Consider the following 18,633-nt stretch of genomic DNA (forward strand, 5'->3'; position numbering starts at 1 on the left):
TGCAAATGCACACGTTCGCGCAACGCATGTTTCACGGAGCTCTGAGCGCACTGGTGGCGCTGGGGCTGCTCACGGCAACCGCCGCATCGGCGGCGGATCCGTACCCCACCGGCCCCATCAAGCTGGTGCTGGGTGTGACGCCGGGGGGCGGCACCGATGTGATCGCCCGCGCGCTGGCGCAAAAGCTCACCGTCTCCCTGGGCCAATCGGTGATCGTCGACAACCGACCCGGTGCGGGCCAGACGATTGGTGCCGCGTTTGTGGCCCGCGCGCCTGCCGACGGGCACACCCTGCTGTTCGGCACCCAGACTTTCGCCGCGAACCCCAGCATCTACCCGAACCTGCCGTTCGATTCGGAGAAGGACTTCGTGCCCGTCGCCTTCATCACGCGGCTGCCGTATGCGATCTTCATCAACGGCCAGCTGCCCGCGAAAAACCTGCAGGAGTTCATTGCGCTGGCCAAGAGCAAACCGGGCGACATGAACTTCGCGTCGGCAGGCGCGAGTTCGCTGCCGCGCATCGCGGGCGAGCTCTTCAAGTTGCGCACCGGGACCGACCTCGTGCACGTACCTTTCAACGGCACGGCACCCGCCGTCATGAGCGTGGTGGCAGGGCAGACGCAGATGTGGATCGGCAATTTTTTGACGATGGAGCCGCACCTGGTCAGCGGCAAGCTGCGCGCGCTGGCGGTCGCTTCAGAACAGCGCTACCCCAACGCACCCACGGTGCCGACCGTGGCGGAAGCGGGCCTGCCCGGATTGCATCTGGCGGCCTGGTATGGCGTGATGGCGCGCACCGGAACACCGCCCGCCATCGTCGAGCGCCTGAACCGCGAATTCAACAAAGCCCTGGCCGATCCCGAGATCAAGCAATTGCTGGTGCGCGATGGCGCGGAGCCCGGTGGTGGCCAGACGCCCCAGCAGTTCGGTGAATTCCTCAAAGCCCAGATGAAGGAGTTTCAGGATGTCGCGCGCAAAGCCAACATCGTTCCATGACCAGGGCGTTCATCACAGGCGTGGGCAACACGGCCTTCGGGCGCATCCCTAACCGCAGTGCGCTCGACCTCATGGCGCAGGCGGCGCGCTCGGCACTGGACGAGGCTCAACTCGATCACCGCCAGATCGATGGGGTGCTGTGCGGCTACGCCACCACCTTCCCGCATCTGATGCTCTCCACGCTCTTCTGCGAAAAGTTTGCCTTGACGCCGGCCTATGCCCACAGCCTTCAACTGGGCGGTGCCACGGGAGGCGCCATGATCATGCTGGCGCGCGAACTGGTGCGCAACCAGACCTGCCGCAACGTGTTGGTGGTGGCCGGTGAGAACCGGTTGAGCGGGCAGACGCGCGACATGTCGATCCAGACCCTCGCCCAGGTCGGCGACGCCGAATTCGAAGTGCCCAATGGCGGCTCGGTGCCGGCTTACTACGCGCTCATGGCCTCGCGCTACATGCACGAGACCGGGCTGACGGAGCGTGATCTCGCCGCGTTCGCGGTGCAGATGCGCCAGCAAGCGGCGAAGCATCCCGATGCCCACTTGCGAGACCCCTTGACGCTGGAAGACGTGCTCGCTTCGAAGCCCATTTCCTCACCGCTCAAGCTGGCGGACTGCTGCCCGATCTCTGACGGCGCGGTGGCGTTGGTGGTGTCGGCCGACGCGCCCGATGCGGCGCGCGTGGAAATCATCGGCGCAGGACAGGCCCATCGGCACCAGCACATATCGGCCTGGCGCGATATCCGCCACTGCGGTGCCGCCGACGCCGCACAACGCGCGCTGGACAGCGCTGGCTTGCAGCGGTCCGACATTCACTACCTGGCCATCTACGACTCGTTCACCATCACGCTGGCCATGCTGCTGGAGGAAACCGGCTTTGCGCCCGTGGGCGGGTCGTCCCGCTTGCTGCGAGAGGGCGCCTTTTCGAGCGACGGGCGTTGGCCGCTCAACACGCACGGAGGGTTGCTGTCGTTCGGCCACTGCGGCGTGGCCGGTGGCATGGCGCACGCGGTGGAGGCGTATCGCCAATTGGCGCAAACCGCGGGCCCGCGGCAGGTGTCGCGTGCAAGCCGTGCGTTTGTCCACGCTGACGGTGGCGTCATGTCATCGCATGTCAGTCTCATCCTTTCGCGGGAGGCCTGAGTGGACGACGACAAGACACCCAGCTGCCCCTACACCGAAGGCCTGCGCAACCGCATCGTGCGGTACCAGCGCTGCACCGTCTGCGGCACCGCGCAAACGCTGGCGCGCTATGCGTGCACCGGCTGCGGGAGCGCATCTCTTGCATGGCATGAAGCCACCGGGCGCGGCACGGTGGTCGCGGTCACCGTCGTGGCGCGTGCGCCTTCCGATGCATTCCGCGCCCTGGTGCCCTACACGCTCGTGCTCGTCGACCTGGACGAGGGGCCACGCCTCATGGCCCACGCCGAACCCGGGGTGGCCATCGGCACGCGTGTCATGGCCCATTTCTTCGTGCACGAAGGGCAACCGCTGCTGCGTTTTTCGCCCGCGACACCTGACTGACCCCTCATCGCCATCGCACTCTGCAAGGAACTCGATTGATCCACTACCGCAAGCTCATGGACTGGAAGTTCGAAGACATCGAACACCACTACACCTCGGACTTCAGCATGCTCTACGCCTTGAGCATCGGCGTCGGGGCGGACCCCTTGGACGAACGGCAGCTCCGGTTCGTCAACGACGTGGAAGAGGGCACACCGCTGGCGATGCCCACCCTGTCCACGGTGATCGGCTTTCCAGGTACGTGGATGCGGCACCCCGACACCGGCATCGATGTGCTCAAGATGGTGCATGGTGAGGAGCACATTGCCCTGCACGCGCCCATGCCGGCCGCTGGGCGCGTGATCGCGCGGCACCGCGTCACCCGCATCGTCGACAAGGGCGAGGGGCGTGGCGCTACGGTGACCTATGAAAAGCTGTTGTTCGACGCGCAGACCCAGGCAAAACTGGCCACGGTCACGCACACCACCTTCTGCCGTGGCAATGGCGGGTTCTCTGCGCACGATGGCCTGACCGACACGCCGGCGGCGCCACCCGCGAAGGTGCCTGACGGGCCACCCGACCAGATCTTCGATGTGGCGACTTTGGCCCAGCAAGCGTTGCTGTACCGGTTGCTGGCCGACCGCAACCCCTTGCACTCGGTGCCCGCCGTCGCGCGAGCCGCCGGTTTCGAGAAGCCGATTCTTCATGGGCTTTGCACCTACGGCATCGCCGGGTACGCGCTGGTCGCCGCGTATGGCGACTACGACCCCAGCCGGCTCAAGACGCTGTTCACGCGCTTCACGGCACCGGTCATGCCGGGAGAAACGGTCCGGATGGAGATGTACCGCCAAGCGACAGGCGTCGCCTTTCGCGCGCGCGTGCTGGAGAGGAACACCGTGGTGCTGGATTCGGGCTACGCCGAATTCCAGTGAGCTTCTCCGAGGTCGGCTCCAAGGACCTGCGGGAGCAGGGCAGCTCGACAGCCTTCAAAACACCGACAACCCGGTGCGCGCCGTGAACAGTTCCAGCGCCTTCATCCCCAGCAGTGAATTCCCCGTCGCATCCAGCGCGGGAGACCACACGCACAGGCTCAGCTGGTCGGGCACCACGGCGACAATGCCGCCGCCCACCCCGCTCTTGCACGGCAGGCCGATGCGAAAGGCGAACTCGCCCGCCGCGTCGTAGGTGCCGCAGGTCAGCATCAGCGCGTTGATGCGGCGCGTCTGGCGCTCGGTCAGCATTTGTTCGCCGTTGAAAGGATTGAGACCATCGCGGCTCAGGAAGCTCGTGGCGCGCGCCAGTTGCAGGCAGCTCATGCGCACCGCGCAATGGTGGAAGTAGGCATCGAGCACCGTGGCCACCCCGTTGTCGATCTTGCCGAAGCTCTTCATGAAGTTGCCCAGCGCGATGTTGCGAAAGCCCGTTGCCGCTTCCGAGGCTGCTACCTCCTCGTCGAAATACACCGTTTCGCCGCACAGGCCGGACACCAGCTCCAGCATGCCCGCCTTGGCGTCGCCCCGGCTCACCAGCCGGTCGGTGACGGCGATCGCACCGGCATTGATGAAGGGATTGCGCGGTGTGCCTTGCTCGGCTTCCAGTTGCACCAGCGAGTTGAACGGGTTGCCCGAGGGCTCGCGGCCGATGCGTTGCCACAGGTCTTCGCCCATGGCGCGCATGCCCATGGCCAAGGCGAAGACCTTGGAGATGCTCTGGATCGAGAACGGCGTGGCGCTGTCGCCGGCTTGCGCTTCCTGGCCGTCGCAGGTGCGCAGCGCCATGCCGAACTGTTCCGCCGGCACGCGCGCCAGCGCGGGGATGTAATCGGCCACGCGGCCTTCCTGCCCCAGTTCAGGGCGCAGGGTCTGGACGATGTCTTCGAGAATGGATTGGAATGGCATGGCCCGATTGTGCTGGGTGGGGGATCCGATTTCGATTGGTCCAGAATGCGGCGTCAGCACCACCCCTCGCGCCACCCCCTCCATGTCCACCTCCACCCGAACCCGCCGTCCCGCCAGTTCCGCAACGCCTGCCGCGGGCAACCCCGAGGCCACCCTGGGCCTGCACGAACCCGGCCATCTGTTCCGGCGCGCCCATCAGCACTCGGTGTCGTGCTTCAACGAGGTGTTTGGCCGTGCCATCACGCCCTTGCAATACGCCGCGATGCGCATCCTGCAGGAACATCCGGGCATTGACCAGGTGACGCTGGCCGCCGCGATCGCGCTGGACACCTCCACCACGGCCGAGATTGCCGTGCGGCTGGAGCGCGACGGCTGGATCGTGCGCGAAGTCGGCGCGCGCCGCCAGCGTCGCCTGGAGCTGACCGAGGAGGGGCAGCGCGTGATTGCGCAGATGCTGCGTTCCGAAGCCGTGCTGGCCGATCGCATCCTGCATGCCCTCGACGCCGCCGAGCGCGACGTGCTCATGCGGCTGATGCACAAACTGCTGAACCAGCCCCTCATCTGAATCCGGTTGACGGTCGTTTCTGACTTGGCTACATTTCATTCAGTGTACTGAATGAAGTAAGGAGACTGCCATGAGCTGGATACGCAATGCCTGGTATGTGGGGGCCACCTCGGCGGAAGTGGGCGACGCTCCGTTGGGCCGGCGCCTGCTGGGCGAGCGGATGGTTTTCTTTCGCGATGCGCAAGGCCGTGTGCAGGCGGTGGAAGATTTTTGCCCGCACCGGGGTGCTGCACTCTCGCTCGGGCGCGTGTGCAAAGGTGAACTGGTGTGCGGCTACCACGGCCTGGCCATGGGCGGCGATGGCGTGACGCGCTCGATGCCGGGCCAGCGCGTGGGCGCCTTCCCGCGCATCCAGCGCTTTGCCGTGGAGGAGCGGTATGGCTTTGTCTGGGTCTGGGCGGGAGAGGCCGATGGTGCCGACACCTCGGCCATTCCGGTGCTCGAATGGCATGGCAACCCGGCCTGGGCCTATGGCGGCGGCCTCTACCACATCAAGGCCGACTACCGGCTCATGATCGACAACCTGATGGATCTCACGCACGAGACCTATGTGCATGCCACCAGCATCGGCCAGGAGGAAATCGACGAAACGCCGTGCACCACGCGCCGCGAGGGCGCAACGGTGGTCACGAGCCGCTTCATGGAGCGCATTGACGCGCCACCGTTCTGGCGCGATGCCCTGGCGGCCATCGGCGTGCCTGAGGACACCAAAGTGGACCGCTGGCAGATCTGCCGCTTCTCACCGCCCAGCCATGTGCTGATCGAAGTGGGTGTGGCGGTGGCAGGGCTCGGTGGTGTGGATGCGCCCGATGACCAGAAGGCCTACAGCATCGTGACCGACTTCATCACACCCGAAGCCGATGGGTCGATGTGGTACTTCTGGGGCATGGCGCGCCGCTTCCGGCCGCAGGATGCTGCGCTCACCGAGCGCATCCGCGACGGGCAGGGCCGCATCTTCGCGGAAGACATGGCCGTGCTCGAACACCAGCAGCGCAACCTGGATGACTTTGCGCAGCGCAAGCTCCTCAAGCTCAACATCGATGCCGGCGGTGTGCAGTCCCGCCGCATGATCGACGAGCTCCTCGCGAAGGAAGCCTGCGCTCAAGTCGTTTGAAAGCGTTCGAACGGCGTGACCAGCACATCGCCGTCGGCCCACTTGACGAGGCGTTGCGCCACACTGCCGGTCACGATCCGCTCCCATGCCGAGAGGCGGCGCTTGCCCACTACGATCAGTTCAGCCCGTGTGGCATGTTGCTGCAGCGCCGCCGAGTAGGCCGGGTCACCGTGGCCGACGTCGTACGTGACCGGGCGATCTCGCCGCTCCAGGCTGTCGACGAGTGTGGCAAGGCGTTCCTTCGCGTTTTGCCGAGAACTCACGCGGTAGGACTGGATGGCCTGCTGTGACGCATCGGCCGAACGCAGCTTGGTTTCGCCGACCGTGTCGATGGCATGGAACAGGCGCAACTGAGAGGGCTGGCACAAGCGATGGCCGATGTCGATCAAGGTGGAAGACTGGGGCGACAGATCGATCGACACCAGAACGCGTTCGTACATCCGCGCGGCCTGGCGCCTGACCACCAGCAGCGGGCAGGTGCTGCCGTGCACGGCCTGATCCAGGGTCGTTCCCTTGTGGAACCGCTTCCAATGCCGGTGGGTCAGTGGCCCCATGACGAGAAGATCGACAGACTTCGCTTCTTCCAGGAGCTCGTCGATCGAACAGATCTTCTGCACGGTGTGCACGACCAGGTTGTAGCGCCGGCCGAGTTGGCGGGCGCGCTGCTCCAGGCGCGCGACGGGATGGGCCAGGTAGGGGTGGCGGTCTTCGGTGTGGAATGCCAGGCGCAAGGTGGCCTGGTGTTGCTGCGCGAGCAACGCGGCACGCTCCAAGGCGTGTTCGGAGTTCACGGTGAAGTCGGAGACGGCGAGAATCGAATCGAAGTTCATGGAAGTCCTGACGTACGAAAGCCCGCCCTGTGGCGCACAGCCTGCAGGGACGCGATGGATGAAGATCGAAGCGCGGCTTAGGTGGTGTAGTCGCCGCTGGCTTCGGGCTGGAACAACAGCTCGACGACTTCCGCCGCGCACTGGTCGCCATTGGGCGTCTGCCAACGCGCGATGGCACCCACGCGCTGCCCGATGAGGCTCGCGCCCACTGGCGACAGCACCGAGATGAAGCCCACGTGGGGTTCCGCGTCGGCGGGGTAGCACAGGGTGAGCTTTTGCTGCTTGCCCGTCTGCAGATCGGCGACCATCACCTGCGAATACATCGTGACGACGTCTGCGGGAATCGACTGCGAGGGCACCTGTTCCAACGATTCCAGGGTGTCGAGCAGGTCGGTTGAGACCTGCGCGGCAGGCAGGTTTTTCAGGCGGGCGAAATCGAGCTCGGTGAGCATGCGTTCGCTGTCCAGGACTTTTTGCATGTGCAACTCCATTGGGGGCGGCCCGACGCCCACAAGGCGGCGGCCGCGATCGCGCTGAGCTGTGGGCCCGGCGATAGATGGATTGCGCAAGAAGGTGAGGAGGGGTATCGCCGGGCTTAGGAATGTGCGGCGGGCTGGCGCAGTCCTGCCGCGCCCATTCGCGCGTGCTGCGCGGTAGGGGTCGTCGTTGCGATGGAGCAGGGGAGGGCCATGGGTGGCATTGTAGGCAGCCTCGGCCGCTGGTGTTCTTGCGTGGCGAGTGACGCACCGCCGCAGTGCGGTATTGCGATCGCGCATTGCGCGCATGGGCACGCAGGCATGCCGATCTTGAGGGGACGGGTTGCATCGATCGGCGTATCGGGTTAACCTAAAAAAGGACGAGGCGCAAAGCCCTTGTCCCTCTGGCTCCCGATGCGGCACGCGTGTCGCCTCTCTTCTGTGGGCCGGTGATCGTTCAACGGCCAGCCGGTCGCTTGAGTTTTTTTGTAGGTCCGCAGGAGCGGGCCGGCCAGCCGCGGTGCCCGCCCATGTGGCGTTGACGCGGTGTGGCACGTTCGGGTGCGAAAGGCGCACGGAACGTGTCACCAAGACAACCCATTGCATGACCCTTAAGACCGTCGAGAACCCGACCTCCGCTTCCGTTCCCCTTCAATTTCGCGCAGCCCGTCCCACCGACGGTGCATCCCTGTGGCAGATCGCCAGGGCCACCGGCACGCTGGAGGTGAATTCGGCTTACTTCTACCTGCTGTTCGCGACCGACTTTGGTCGCACCTGCCTGGTGGCCGAGCAAGAAGGCAGGCCCATTGGCATGGTCATCGGTTACCGCGTGCCCGACGATCCGGACGCGGCCTTCGTGTGGCAGGTGGGCGTGCTGCCGGGCCTTCAAGGCCGAGGCCTGGGCATGCAGTTGCTGGAGCACTGGCGCGCATTGCCGGCACTGGCGACGTGCCGGTATGTGAGCGCCACCGTCGCAGACGACAACCCGGCATCGCAAAAGCTGTTTCGCCGGTTCGCGCGCGCCCATGACGTGGCTTGCGAGGAGCGAACCCATTTCACGGCCGACATGTTCCCCCACGACCATGCACCCGAACCCTTGTTTCGGATCGGTCCCTTGTCGCACGGCACCTCGCCGCGCGCCTGACGCCGGACGCCTGCGGGCGCCCGTTCCCAGCGCGTGTCGAGCACGGGCTATCCGCCCCGACCGCGCGCCAACATTTCAGAAGGAAGAGACATGAACATCTTTGAACAATTCGAATCCGAAGTGCGCGGCTACTGCCGCAGCTTCCCCACCGTCTTCAGCAGCGCCAAGGGCTCCTGGATGACCAACACGGCAGGAGAGCGCTACCTCGACTTCTTCGCCGGCGCGGGCGTGCTGAACTACGGCCACAACCCCGACAAGATCAAGCAAGCCTTGCTGGGCTATCTCATGCGCGACGGCATCACCCACACGCTGGACATGTACAGCCAGGCCAAGCAGCGCTTCATCGAGCGCTTCCACGAAGTCATCCTGCAGCCGCGCGGCTTGCACTACAAGTTCCAGTTCCCGGGACCGACCGGCACCAATGCGGTGGAGGCTGCGCTCAAGCTCGCGCGCAAGGTCACCGGGCGCGAGCAGGTGGTGGGCTTCACCAATGCCTTCCACGGCATGACGCTGGGCGCACTCGCCGTCACAGGCAACAGTTTCAAGCGCGCGGGCGCCGGCGTGCCGCTGGGTCACACCGCTTCCGTGCCGTTCGACGGCTACATGGGCCAGGACATCGATACCCTGAACTACTTCGAAGCCATGCTGCACGACAACGGCAGCGGCATGGACACACCGGCGGCGGTGATCGTGGAGACGGTGCAGGCCGAGGGCGGTGTCAACGTGGCCAGCGTCGAGTGGCTGCGCCGCCTGCGCCAGATCACGCAAGCGCACGGCATCGTGCTGATCGTGGACGACATCCAGGTCGGGTGCGGGCGCACCGGCAGCTTCTTCAGTTTCGAGGAAGCCGGCATCGTGCCGGACATCGTCACGCTGTCGAAATCGCTCTCGGGCTATGGCCTGCCGCTGGCGCTGGTGCTCATCAAGCCGGAACTCGACCAATGGGCGCCGGGTGAACACAACGGCACCTTCCGGGGCCATTGCCCTGCGTTCGTCACCGCCACCGCCGCGCTCACCTTCTGGGAAGACGGGCGGCTGCAGCAAGCGGTGGCCAAGAAAGAGCGCATGGTGCAGAAGCAACTGCAGAAGATGGTGGCGAAGCACGTGCCCGGCGCGCAGGTGCGGGGTCGCGGCCTGATCTGGGGTGTCGAGTTCGGCGATGCGGGCCTTGCCGCCCGCGTGTCCAAGGCGTGTTTCGAGCGCGGTCTCATCATCGAAACCGCGGGCATCGACGACCAGGTGCTCAAGCTCCTGCCGAGCCTGACCATCACCGAAGAAGAGTTGCAGCACGGGCTCGGCGTGATCGAGTCCAGCCTGGTGGCCGTGTTGACGGGCAAGGACGGCGCACCCACGGGCGAAGCGCATGCCTTGGCGGAAGCCGCCTGAGCCCATCCAAGCCTCTTCACCACCGAACAAAGGAATCCCACCATGATCGTGAAACACCTCGACGACATCCTCAACACCCCGGCCGACGTGGACACCGAAGGCTGGACCAGCCGACGCCTCATCTACAAGGACGCGGGCATGGGTTACTCGGTCAACGACACCATCATCAAACCCGGCGCCGAGCTGGAGATGGAATACCGCAACCACTTCGAGACGGTGTACTGCATCGAAGGCGCGGGTGAAATCACCGACCTGGGCACCGGCCAGACCCACCCCATCCGCGTCGGCACGCTCTACGCGCTGAACCACCACGACCGCCATGTGCTGCGCGCCAACAAGGGCACGCACATGCGCATGGTGTGCGTGTTCAACCCGCCGTTGACCGGCCGCGAGGTGCACGACGCATCCGGCGCCTACGCGCTGGCCGACTGAGGAGGGCACGCGCATGATGAGCATGACCGGCATGGGCGCGGCCGCCCGACCCGTTCTCGCCCAGCCCCGCGAAGACGACCGCTACCCCTCGCGCTTCGGCGCACGGGGTCAGATCAAGAAGCGGCTCGACCCGGTGGTATGGGGCACGCCCGAACAAGGCAGCCTGAGCAACAGCCAACTGATGTTCTACGAGGACAACGGCTACCTCAACTTCGACCAGCTGCTCACGCCCGACGAGGTGCTGACCTGCCTGGAAGAGCTGCAGCGCCTGCGCGCGAGCGAGGCGGTCAAGCGTGCCGACGAAGCGGTGGTCGAACCGGGCAGCCGCGAGTTGCGCTCGCTGTTTGCCGTGCACCAGAGCAGCGCCGTTCTCAAGTCGCTGTGCCAGCACCCCAAGCTGGTGGCCATCGCGCGCCAGTTGCTCGGCAGCGAGGTGTACATCCACCAGTCGCGCATCAACTACAAGGGCGGGTTTCGCGGCAAGGAGTTCTACTGGCATTCGGACTTCGAGACCTGGCACATGGAAGACGGCGTGCCCGCCATGCGCCTGTTGAGCTGTTCGATCGCGCTCACCGCGAACACACCGTACAACGGACCGCTGATGATCGTGCCGGGTTCGCACCAGCGCTACGTGAGCTGCGTGGGTGCGACACCCGAAGAGCACTACAAGGCCTCGCTCCAGCAACAGGAAGTGGGGGTACCCGACGACGCCAGCCTCACGCGCCTGGTGCAGGACTTCGGTATCACGGCACCGACGGGCCTGGCCGGTTCGGTCACGTTCTTCGACTGCAATGTGATGCACGGTTCGAGCTCGAACATCACCCCGCTGGCGCGCAGCAACGTCTTCGTGGTCTACAACAGCGTGCACAACGCGCCGACCGATCCGTTCTGCGGGCTTCCCCCGCGTCCCAATTTCATTGCCGAGCGGCGGGATTTCACGCCCGTTTGAGCGCCATGGCGCGTGTATTCAAGGAGAACCTTCATGAAAAAAACCTCTGTGTTGCGCCGAACGGCCCTTGGCCTGCTGGGTGCCGTGGTGTGGTCCACCGCCGGTCTGGCCAGTGCCCAGACCACGTTGGAAAGAATCCGGGAGCAAGGCTTCATCCGCGTGGGTTTCGCCAACGAGGCGCCCTTTGCGTTTGCCAATGCATCGGGCAAGCTCACGGGCGAGTCGCCCGCCGTGTTCGAGCATGTGATGAAACAACTCGGCGTCAAGGAGGTCGACGGCGTGCTGACCGAGTGGGGCTCGTTGATTCCTGGCCTGAAGGCGGGCCGCTTTGACGCCATCGTGGCATCCATGTACATCACGCCCAAGCGCTGCGAGCAGATCGTCTTCGCCGAGCCCACCTATGGCGTGGGCGAGGCGCTGATCGTGAAGACCGGCAACCCCGATGGGCTGACGCGGTACAAGGATGCCGTGGCCAGCGGCAAGAAGGTCGCCTTCGTGGCCGGCACGGCCGAGATCGAGCACGGCAAGCTGGCGGGCATGAAACGGCAGCAGCAAATGGTGGTGCCCAACATCGCGGCCGCCGTGGCGGCCGTGAAGTCGGGCCGCGCGTCGGCCGCCGCCTTCACGTCGCTCACCGCCAAGGGGCTGGCCGACAAGGACGGTTCGATCGTCCGTGCCGAGCCCTTCACCTTCACCCACAACGGCAAGATCTACAAGGGCGAAGGCTCGTTCGGTTTCCGCCCGGACGACACCAGCCTGCGCGATGCGGTCAACGCCGAGCTGGCCAAGTTCATTGGCACGCCCGAGCACCTGGCCATGACCGCGGAGTTCGGGTTCGACAAATCCAACCTGCCGGAGAAGACCACCGCGCAACACTGCGCCGGTGAATGATTGAACTGCTGCCCGAACTGCTGAAGGGTCTCCGGGTCACGGTGACCGTGGCGGCCGGTGGCGCGCTGCTGGCCAGCACGGTGGCGGTGCTGGCCGGCCTGGCCAAGCTGTATGGACCGAGGCCCGTGCGCGGGTTGGCGGTGGTGTATATCGAAACCTTTCGCGGCACCTCGGCACTCGTGCAGTTGTTCTGGCTGTTCTTCGTGCTGCCGCATTTCGGCATCACGCTGGAGCCGATGGCGGTGGGTATCGTGGCGCTGGGCCTGAACATCGGCGCCTATGGGGCCGAGGTGGTGCGCGGCGCGGTCCAGTCGATGCCGCGCGGCCAGTGGGAAGCCTGCACGGCGCTGAACTTCAGCCGCACCGAAGCCTTGCGCCACGTCATTCTTCCGCAGGCCTTCGTGGCCATGATTCCGCCCTGGGGCAATCTCTTGATCGAGTTGCTCAAGGCAACGTCGCTGGTGTCGCTCATCACCTTGTCGGACCTGAGCTTCAAGGCGCAGCAGATCAACCAGAACACCCTGCGCACGTTGGAAGTGTTTTCGCTGGTGCTGCTGCTCTACCTGGGGCTCTCCATGTTGATCACGCTGGGCGTGAGGACGCTGGAGAAGCACGCCGCGCGCGGTTTGCGCCGGGGGAGGGTGGCCTGATGGCACCGGTCTGGGACTGGGACTACGCCTGGGAAGTGCTGCCCATCCTGGCCGAGGCCTCGGTGGTCACGGTCAAGGCCACGCTGCTGGGCTTTGCCCTGGCATTGGGGGTGGGCCTTGTGTTCGCCATCGGCCGCATGGCGGGGCCGAAGGCGCTGCGGCTGGCGGTAGGTGCCGTCGTCGAATTCGTGCGGTCCACGCCGCTGCTGATCCAGATCTTCTTTCTGTACTACGTGATGCCGGAGTTCGGCATCACGATGGATGCCATGCTCACGGGCGTGCTCGCGCTCGGCTTGCACTACGGCGCCTACTGTTCCGAGGTGTACCGCGCGGGCCTGGACAACGTCTCCAAGGGCCAATGGGAAGCCTGCGTGGCGCTGAACCTCTCACCCTGGACCACCTTCAAGGACGTGATCCTGCCCCAGGCGATTCCGCCCGTGGTGCCCGCGCTGGGCAACTACCTGGTCGCGCTGTTCAAGGAGACACCCCTGTTGTCCGTGATCGCCTTGATGGAGCTGATGCAGACCGCCAAGATCCTCGGCTCCGAGAGCTTTCAATACACCGAGCCCATCACGCTGGTGGGCTTGTTCTTCCTCGCGTTCAGCCTCATCGCTGCCGCGCTGATCCGCCAACTGGAACAACACCTGCAACGCCGCAGAAAGACCCGGTCATGAACCCCGTGCCGTCCTCCACTTCCGCCGTGCCCATGGTGCGGTTCGCCGCCGTGACCAAGCGCTACGGCGCGCTCACCGTGCTGGATCGGCTGGACCTGGACGTCGCTGCCCATGAGAAGGTCGCGATCATCGGCCCATCGGGCTCGGGCAAGACCACCGTGTTGCGCATGTTGATGACGCTGGAGACCATCGATGCGGGCGTGATCTGGATCGACGGCGAACCCCTCACCCACATGCCGCGCGGTCAGTCGCTGGTCCGTGCCGACGCCACCCACCTGCGCCGCATGCGCGCCCAGGTGGGCATGGTGTTCCAGCAGTTCAACCTCTTTCCGCACATGACGGCGCTGAAGAACTGCATGCAGGCGCCCATGACCGTGCTCAAGCTGAGCGCCGACGAGGCGCGCGAGCGCGCGGGCGAATTGCTGCGCATGGTGGGGTTGGGCGACAAGCTCGACCACTACCCGGCCCAGCTCTCGGGTGGCCAGCAGCAGCGCGTGGCGATTGCCCGTGCGCTGGCCATGCGACCGCGCGTGATGCTGTTCGACGAAGTCACCTCGGCGCTCGACCCGGAGCTCTGTGGCGAGGTGCTGGGCGTGATCCGCGAACTCGGCCAGGCGCACGATCTGACCATGCTGATGGTCACCCACCAGATGGGCTTTGCCAAGGAGTTCGCCGACCGCGTCTGCTTCTTTGACCAGGGGCGTATTGCCGAACAGGGACCGGCGGACGCGTTCTTCGAGAACCCGAAGCAGGAACGCACGAAGCAATTCCTGCGGGCGGTGATGGATGCGGTGTAACGCAACTGGGGTCACGCCACGAGCGGCTCGCCCTGCATTTCCTCGATCTGCTCCACCAGCATGTCGACCTGGCCCTGCCAGTAGTCGCGGCTGCCGAACCAGGGGAAGTTGATCGGAAACGCGGGGTCGTCCCAGCGGCGCGCGATCCAGGCGCTGTAGTGGATCAGGCGCAGCGTGCGCAGCGGCTCGATCAGCGCCAGCTCGCGCCGGTCGAAGGGGCGGAACTGCTCGTAGCCGTCGACCAGCGCACCGAGTTGCTGCGTCTGCTGGCGGCGATCGCCCGACAGCAGCATCCACAGGTCCTGCACGGCCGGGCCGGTGCGCGCGTCGTCCAGGTCCACGAAATGCGGACCCGCGCCGGGCTGCCCCTCGGGTGTCCAGAGGATGTTGCCCGGGTGGCAATCGCCGTGCAGGCGGATGCACTGGATGCCGTCTTCCAGGTTCTGCGCCGCGGCACCGCTGCGCAACACCGGGTGCGCTTCGATCAGCGCCAGGGCTTCTTCGAGCGCCTCGGCCCAGGCGCTGCGCACCTCGGGCGCGATGGCATGGTGTTCCAGCAGCCAGTCGCGCGGCTCGTGCGCGAAGGCCGCCGCATCCAGCGCCGGCCTTGCAACGAAGGGCCGTGCCGCACCCACCGTGTGGATGCGCGCGAGAAACCGGCCGATCCATTCGAGCACCTCGAAGTTGTCCAGCTCAGGGCGGCGTCCGCCGCGGCGTGGGCTGACCGCGAAGGCGAAGCCGCCGAAGTGGTGCAGCGTTCGGCCTTGCACACGCAACGGCGGCACGGCCGGGATTTCCGCGGCGGCGAGTTCCTCGGCAAAGGCATGTTCTTCGGCGATCTGCGCATCGCTCCAACGCCCGGGGCGGTAGAACTTGGCCACCACCTGGTCCACCCCGTCCAGGGGCGATTCGAGGTGGATCTGGTAGACGCGGTTCTCGAAGCTGTTGAGCGCGCTCATGCGCCCGTCGCCCCACAGTCCGATGTGGCCGAGCGCATCCTGCACCACATCCGGGGTGAGGGCGCTGTAGGGATGGGTTGGGCGGGCGGTGTCGTCGGCGGGCAAAGTCATGCGCGATTGTCGCCGTTGGCTTCACCCGGTTCGCAAGGCGGTCTGGATGGCCTTGGCGGCTTCGGCCACCCGGGGGCCCACGCGTTTTTCCAGCCGTGCCTTGCTCAATTGCTGTGAAGGTGCCGCGCAGGACAGCACGAAGATCTCCGAGCCGCTGGAGACGATGGGCACCGCGGCCGCGCTCAGCACGCCCCCGCGCACGCGGCGTGACACCACGAACCCCAGGCGCTTGTACTCGGCATGCACCCGCTCCACATCGGCGCGGTAGCTCGGCCAGTCCACCGAGGACACGCGCTGCAGCTCCTTCAGAATGGCCGCGCGCTCCCGGGTCGGCGAGGCGACCAGGTAGGCCAGGCCGAGCGAGGTCGTCTCCATGGCCAGCAGGTCGCCCACTTGCTTGTTGATCGTGACGGAGCAGATCGGCGGGCGCACGATGTCCAGCAGCAGCATGCGCGAGTGCTCGCGGGTGGCGAGCAGCACGCTCACATCCAGTTCGTCGGCCAGTTGCTGCATGAACGGCGCGGAGACACGCTGGATGCCGTGCTTCTGCATGGTGATCGATCCCAGGTTGAGCACCCGGCCGCCCACGCGGTACTTGCGTTGCTTCTCGTCGAAGCGCAGGTAGCCCAGCTTCTCCAGTGTGCCGGTGAAGCGCGAGACGGTCGCCTTCGGCATGCCGGTGAGGTCCACGAGTTCCTGGTTGCCCAGCACGTCGGCATGCTCGAAGGCCGAGAGGATGGACAGGCCCTTGGCCAGCGAGGCCACGAAGTCGCGGTCGTGGGTGGGAATGGCGGCCATGTGCAGGGTGGGGGTCATGGGATGTTCCTGGCCAGGCAAAGGGGGCGCGAGAGGAAGTTTCGCAAGTTCCGGAATGCGGAACTGTGCCACATAGCCCTCGCCGCGGCGAGCCCCGCTGCCTAGAGTTGCACCGCATGAACACATACCGATTTCCCGACTACGAGGTGGCCGGCGACGCCGATACCACAGTCTTCCTGCTGCACGGTGCGTACGGCAGCCGCGCCTACTTCCGCCCGCTCATCGAGACGCTGGTGCTGGCCGGCTACCGGGTGGTGGCCTGGGACGCGCCGGGCTATGGCATGAGCCCCTTGCCCGAAGGGGGCCTGTCCATCGAAGGCCTGGCCGAGGCCGCCGCGCGCCTGATCGAGCGCGAAGGCACGCGGGTCAATGTGGTGGTGGGCCACAGCATGGGCGGCATCGTCGCGCCGCTGGCCTCGCTGCTGGCGAAGGAGCGGGTGCACGGCATCGTGGTCTCGGCCACCGTGGCCACGTTCTCGCGCAAGACGGCGCAGGACAAGGCCACGTTCGCCGAAGAGCGCATCGGTCCGATCCGCCGCGGGCTGCCGTTCAAGGAAGCAGCCTTGCCGGTCATCCGCGGCATGCTGGCGCCGACGTCCTGCGGGCCGCAGGTGGACCTGGTGGTCGACGTGGCCTCGGGCATGCGGGCGGAGACCTTTTGCGCCGCCATCGAAGCCATCGTCGGCTACGACGGTGAAGAGAACCTGAAGGCCGTGAGCGTGCCCACGCTGCTGATCGCGGGCGCGCAGGACAAGGTCGGACGGCCCGACGGCATGCGCTCGTTGACCGGCTTGATCCCACACGCGCGCTTTGTCTGCATCGACGGCGCCGCGCACTACGCCTTCGCCGAACAGGCCGATGCATTCAATGCTGCGCTGCTGGCGTTTCTCGCCGCGCTGCCAGCCCAGAGCGATTGAACAGAACCGAGAGGAGCCACGATCATGAGCACCGTCGTCAACACCGTCCACAGCACACTCAAGCCCACCGACAACCCGTTTCTGAACGGCGCGTTCACGCCCAACTTCAACGAGCACGTCGCACACGCGGGCAGCCTGAAGGTCATCGGGGAGATTCCCCAGGACCTCGATGGCATCTACATCCGCAACACGCACAACCAGGTGCACGAGCCCATGGGCGTGTACCACCCCTTCGATGGCGATGGCCTGCTGCATGCCATGCATTTCCAGAACGGCCAGGCCACCTACCGCAGCCGCTTCGTGCGCACCACCGGCTTTCTGGCGGAACAGGCGGCACAAGCGTCGCTGTGGACCGGCATCATGGAGCCCGACAAGGGTGCGCGGCGCGGTTGGGGCGCGATGGGGTCGATGAAGGACAACGCGGGCACCGACATCATCTGCCACGCGGGCCGTTTGCTGGCCACAATGTCGCAAGGCAGCGAGCCCTGGCGCCTGGATCCGGTTTCGCTGGACACGCTGGGGCCCGATGCGAACTGGGCCCGGCACGTCATGCCGCACGGTATCGGATCGCACTACAAGGTCGACCCCGAGACCGGCGAGATGATGTTCTTCAACTACCCGGAAGTCTGGCCCTACATGCACTACGGCGTGGTGGACCGCGACAACCAGCTGGTGCACTACGTGCCGGTGGAGCTGCCCGGCGCGCGCTGGCCGCACGACCTGGGCATCACGAAGAACTACACCATCCTGCACGACACGCCGCAGTTCTTCGACCCCGAACTGTTGAAGAAAGGCGTGCGCAAGCTGGCGTTCCACCCCGAGGTGCCGGCGCGTTTCGGCGTCATCCCGCGCCGTGGCGCTGGGTCCGAGGTGCGGTGGTTCGAAGCCACGCCCTGCCACATCCTGCACCTGTCGAACTGCTACGAGGATGGCGAGGAGATCGTCATGGACGGCTGCATCATGCCCAAGCCCGTGATGCATCCCGTGGGCAAGACCGAGGGAGGCGATGTGTACGCCCGCATGAAGGCGCGTCTGGACAAGCACAACAACCCGACCATGATGCACCGCTGGCGCTTCAACCTGCGCACCGGGCAGACCACCGAGCAGTACCTGGACGACGAGATCACCGAGTTCCCCATCGTCAGCAACGACTACGTGGGCCGCCCCTACCGCTACAGCTACAACATCCTGTACCAGCCGGGCGAGTGGCTCTTCTGCGGGCTGAAGAAGTTCGACCTGCAGACCGGCGCCACGCAGCGCTACGAGTACGGGCCTGGCCGCTACGGCAGCGAGCCGCAGATGGCGCGCCGCGTGGGCGCGAGCGGCGAGGACGATGGCTACCTGTTGGTCTACGTCACGGACATGGTGCAGGACCGCTCCGAAGCGCTGGTGTTCGACGCCACCGACATCGCGCGCGGCCCTCTGGCCACCGTGATCCTGCCCGAACGCATCTCGGCAGGCGTGCACGCCTGTTGGGTCGAAGGCGACCGCATTCGCGGTGAAAACCGCGACCGCCGCATGCTGCCCTGA

General features: G+C 65.9%; 21 protein-coding genes. 16 read left to right on the plus strand and 5 right to left on the minus strand.

The features are described 5' to 3' along the window. Nucleotides 1–5: 5 nt before the first annotated feature. Genes F9K07_RS04870 through F9K07_RS04885 form a run of 4 tightly spaced genes read left to right on the plus strand, consistent with a single transcriptional unit; the run spans nucleotide 6 to nucleotide 3,426 of the window. Nucleotides 6–995, plus strand: a complete 990-nt coding sequence (locus tag F9K07_RS04870; RefSeq protein WP_159589926.1) for a tripartite tricarboxylate transporter substrate binding protein — start codon at nucleotides 6–8, stop codon at nucleotides 993–995. Beyond that, nucleotides 992–2,134, plus strand: a complete 1,143-nt coding sequence (locus tag F9K07_RS04875; protein ID WP_159589928.1) for a thiolase family protein — start codon at nucleotides 992–994, stop codon at nucleotides 2,132–2,134. The genes F9K07_RS04870 and F9K07_RS04875 overlap by 4 nt, the downstream gene beginning before the upstream one ends. Beyond that, entirely contained in the window at nucleotides 2,135–2,515 is a 381-nt protein-coding gene (locus tag F9K07_RS04880; protein ID WP_159589930.1) for a Zn-ribbon domain-containing OB-fold protein, read from the plus strand. A 35-nt stretch (nucleotides 2,516–2,550) separates the two neighbouring features. Further along, complete coding sequence (locus F9K07_RS04885; RefSeq protein ID WP_236581797.1) at nucleotides 2,551–3,426, plus strand: MaoC family dehydratase; 876 nt, start codon at nucleotides 2,551–2,553, stop codon at nucleotides 3,424–3,426. Nucleotides 3,427–3,480: 54 nt separating this feature from the next. Here the strand turns inward: F9K07_RS04885 and F9K07_RS04890 are convergent, their stop codons facing one another. Beyond that, entirely contained in the window at nucleotides 3,481–4,392 is a 912-nt protein-coding gene (locus F9K07_RS04890) for a glutaminase (RefSeq protein ID WP_159589932.1), read from the minus strand. 82 nt (nucleotides 4,393–4,474) lie between these two features. On the opposite strand from F9K07_RS04890, the gene F9K07_RS04895 reads away from it, so the two are divergent. Both F9K07_RS04895 and F9K07_RS04900 read left to right on the plus strand, forming a co-directional pair. Further along, a complete protein-coding gene (locus F9K07_RS04895; protein WP_159589934.1) occupies nucleotides 4,475–4,957 on the plus strand; it encodes a MarR family winged helix-turn-helix transcriptional regulator in 483 nt (160 codons plus the stop codon). Nucleotides 4,958–5,027: 70 nt separating this feature from the next. Further along, complete coding sequence (locus tag F9K07_RS04900) at nucleotides 5,028–6,071, plus strand: aromatic ring-hydroxylating oxygenase subunit alpha (protein WP_159589936.1); 1,044 nt, start codon at nucleotides 5,028–5,030, stop codon at nucleotides 6,069–6,071. On the opposite strand, the gene F9K07_RS04905 is transcribed toward F9K07_RS04900, so the two are convergent. Continuing rightward, nucleotides 6,059–6,901: a universal stress protein gene (locus F9K07_RS04905; protein WP_159589938.1), complete on the minus strand. Its 843-nt coding sequence runs from the start codon at nucleotides 6,899–6,901 to the stop codon at nucleotides 6,059–6,061. The genes F9K07_RS04900 and F9K07_RS04905 overlap by 13 nt on opposite strands. Before the next feature lie 77 nt (nucleotides 6,902–6,978). Next, the gene (locus F9K07_RS04910; protein ID WP_159589940.1) at nucleotides 6,979–7,380 is read right to left on the minus strand and encodes a GreA/GreB family elongation factor; all 402 of its coding nucleotides are present in this window, start codon (nucleotides 7,378–7,380) and stop codon (nucleotides 6,979–6,981) included. Between the two features lie 601 nt (nucleotides 7,381–7,981). Here F9K07_RS04910 and ectA point away from each other — a divergent pair. The 8 genes from ectA to ehuA all read left to right on the plus strand — a co-directional run bounded on the left by ectA (nucleotide 7,982) and on the right by ehuA (nucleotide 14,300). After that, the gene (ectA, locus tag F9K07_RS04915) at nucleotides 7,982–8,521 is read left to right on the plus strand and encodes a diaminobutyrate acetyltransferase (RefSeq protein WP_159589942.1); all 540 of its coding nucleotides are present in this window, start codon (nucleotides 7,982–7,984) and stop codon (nucleotides 8,519–8,521) included. A gap of 90 nt (nucleotides 8,522–8,611) precedes the next feature. Continuing rightward, complete coding sequence (gene ectB / locus F9K07_RS04920; protein WP_159589944.1) at nucleotides 8,612–9,907, plus strand: diaminobutyrate--2-oxoglutarate transaminase; 1,296 nt, start codon at nucleotides 8,612–8,614, stop codon at nucleotides 9,905–9,907. A 42-nt stretch (nucleotides 9,908–9,949) separates the two neighbouring features. Further along, nucleotides 9,950–10,339 carry an ectoine synthase gene (locus F9K07_RS04925; protein WP_159589946.1) on the plus strand — a complete coding sequence of 130 codons (390 nt, stop codon included), beginning with the start codon at nucleotides 9,950–9,952 and terminating at the stop codon, nucleotides 10,337–10,339. A gap of 16 nt (nucleotides 10,340–10,355) precedes the next feature. Further along, a complete protein-coding gene (gene thpD / locus F9K07_RS04930) occupies nucleotides 10,356–11,288 on the plus strand; it encodes an ectoine hydroxylase (RefSeq protein ID WP_442907431.1) in 933 nt (310 codons plus the stop codon). Nucleotides 11,289–11,321: 33 nt separating this feature from the next. Further along, on the plus strand, nucleotides 11,322–12,179 hold the full coding sequence (gene ehuB, locus F9K07_RS04935) for an ectoine/hydroxyectoine ABC transporter substrate-binding protein EhuB (protein WP_159589950.1): 858 nt from the start codon (nucleotides 11,322–11,324) through the stop codon (nucleotides 12,177–12,179). Continuing rightward, a complete protein-coding gene (gene ehuC / locus F9K07_RS04940; protein WP_159589952.1) occupies nucleotides 12,176–12,829 on the plus strand; it encodes an ectoine/hydroxyectoine ABC transporter permease subunit EhuC in 654 nt (217 codons plus the stop codon). Before ehuB ends, ehuC begins: the two co-directional genes overlap by 4 nt. Next, nucleotides 12,829–13,503: an ectoine/hydroxyectoine ABC transporter permease subunit EhuD gene (gene ehuD, locus F9K07_RS04945; RefSeq protein ID WP_159589954.1), complete on the plus strand. Its 675-nt coding sequence runs from the start codon at nucleotides 12,829–12,831 to the stop codon at nucleotides 13,501–13,503. The genes ehuC and ehuD overlap by 1 nt, the downstream gene beginning before the upstream one ends. Then, nucleotides 13,500–14,300 carry an ectoine/hydroxyectoine ABC transporter ATP-binding protein EhuA gene (gene ehuA / locus F9K07_RS04950; RefSeq protein WP_328794009.1) on the plus strand — a complete coding sequence of 267 codons (801 nt, stop codon included), beginning with the start codon at nucleotides 13,500–13,502 and terminating at the stop codon, nucleotides 14,298–14,300. Before ehuD ends, ehuA begins: the two co-directional genes overlap by 4 nt. 11 nt (nucleotides 14,301–14,311) lie before the next feature. On the opposite strand, the gene F9K07_RS04955 is transcribed toward ehuA, so the two are convergent. Then, on the minus strand, nucleotides 14,312–15,370 hold the full coding sequence (locus F9K07_RS04955; RefSeq protein ID WP_159589956.1) for a serine/threonine protein kinase: 1,059 nt from the start codon (nucleotides 15,368–15,370) through the stop codon (nucleotides 14,312–14,314). 21 nt (nucleotides 15,371–15,391) lie between these two features. After that, complete coding sequence (locus F9K07_RS04960; protein ID WP_159589958.1) at nucleotides 15,392–16,186, minus strand: IclR family transcriptional regulator; 795 nt, start codon at nucleotides 16,184–16,186, stop codon at nucleotides 15,392–15,394. A 116-nt stretch (nucleotides 16,187–16,302) separates the two neighbouring features. Here F9K07_RS04960 and F9K07_RS04965 point away from each other — a divergent pair, with 116 nt between their 5' ends. Both F9K07_RS04965 and F9K07_RS04970 read left to right on the plus strand, forming a co-directional pair. After that, nucleotides 16,303–17,103: an alpha/beta fold hydrolase gene (locus F9K07_RS04965; RefSeq protein WP_159589960.1), complete on the plus strand. Its 801-nt coding sequence runs from the start codon at nucleotides 16,303–16,305 to the stop codon at nucleotides 17,101–17,103. 24 nt (nucleotides 17,104–17,127) lie between these two features. After that, a complete protein-coding gene (locus F9K07_RS04970) occupies nucleotides 17,128–18,633 on the plus strand; it encodes a carotenoid oxygenase family protein (RefSeq protein ID WP_159589962.1) in 1,506 nt (501 codons plus the stop codon).

It is taken from the genome of Hydrogenophaga sp. BPS33, assembly GCF_009859475.1.
Taxonomy (GTDB): Bacteria; Pseudomonadota; Gammaproteobacteria; order Burkholderiales; family Burkholderiaceae_C; genus Hydrogenophaga.

Coding starts and splice junctions, on each gene's coding strand:
- F9K07_RS04870 (WP_159589926.1), top strand. CDS start 6: ATGCACACGTTCGCGCAACGCATGTTTCACGGAGCTCTGAGCGCACTG.
- F9K07_RS04875 (WP_159589928.1), top strand. CDS start 992: ATGACCAGGGCGTTCATCACAGGCGTGGGCAACACGGCCTTCGGGCGC.
- F9K07_RS04890 (WP_159589932.1), bottom strand. CDS start 4,392: ATGCCATTCCAATCCATTCTCGAAGACATCGTCCAGACCCTGCGCCCT.
- F9K07_RS04895 (WP_159589934.1), top strand. CDS start 4,475: ATGTCCACCTCCACCCGAACCCGCCGTCCCGCCAGTTCCGCAACGCCT.
- F9K07_RS04900 (WP_159589936.1), top strand. CDS start 5,028: ATGAGCTGGATACGCAATGCCTGGTATGTGGGGGCCACCTCGGCGGAA.
- F9K07_RS04905 (WP_159589938.1), bottom strand. CDS start 6,901: ATGAACTTCGATTCGATTCTCGCCGTCTCCGACTTCACCGTGAACTCC.
- F9K07_RS04910 (WP_159589940.1), bottom strand. CDS start 7,380: ATGCAAAAAGTCCTGGACAGCGAACGCATGCTCACCGAGCTCGATTTC.
- ectA (WP_159589942.1), top strand. CDS start 7,982: ATGACCCTTAAGACCGTCGAGAACCCGACCTCCGCTTCCGTTCCCCTT.
- ectB (WP_159589944.1), top strand. CDS start 8,612: ATGAACATCTTTGAACAATTCGAATCCGAAGTGCGCGGCTACTGCCGC.
- F9K07_RS04925 (WP_159589946.1), top strand. CDS start 9,950: ATGATCGTGAAACACCTCGACGACATCCTCAACACCCCGGCCGACGTG.
- thpD (WP_442907431.1), top strand. CDS start 10,356: ATGAGCATGACCGGCATGGGCGCGGCCGCCCGACCCGTTCTCGCCCAG.
- ehuB (WP_159589950.1), top strand. CDS start 11,322: ATGAAAAAAACCTCTGTGTTGCGCCGAACGGCCCTTGGCCTGCTGGGT.
- ehuC (WP_159589952.1), top strand. CDS start 12,176: ATGATTGAACTGCTGCCCGAACTGCTGAAGGGTCTCCGGGTCACGGTG.
- ehuD (WP_159589954.1), top strand. CDS start 12,829: ATGGCACCGGTCTGGGACTGGGACTACGCCTGGGAAGTGCTGCCCATC.
- ehuA (WP_328794009.1), top strand. CDS start 13,500: ATGAACCCCGTGCCGTCCTCCACTTCCGCCGTGCCCATGGTGCGGTTC.
- F9K07_RS04955 (WP_159589956.1), bottom strand. CDS start 15,370: ATGACTTTGCCCGCCGACGACACCGCCCGCCCAACCCATCCCTACAGC.
- F9K07_RS04960 (WP_159589958.1), bottom strand. CDS start 16,186: ATGACCCCCACCCTGCACATGGCCGCCATTCCCACCCACGACCGCGAC.
- F9K07_RS04965 (WP_159589960.1), top strand. CDS start 16,303: ATGAACACATACCGATTTCCCGACTACGAGGTGGCCGGCGACGCCGAT.
- F9K07_RS04970 (WP_159589962.1), top strand. CDS start 17,128: ATGAGCACCGTCGTCAACACCGTCCACAGCACACTCAAGCCCACCGAC.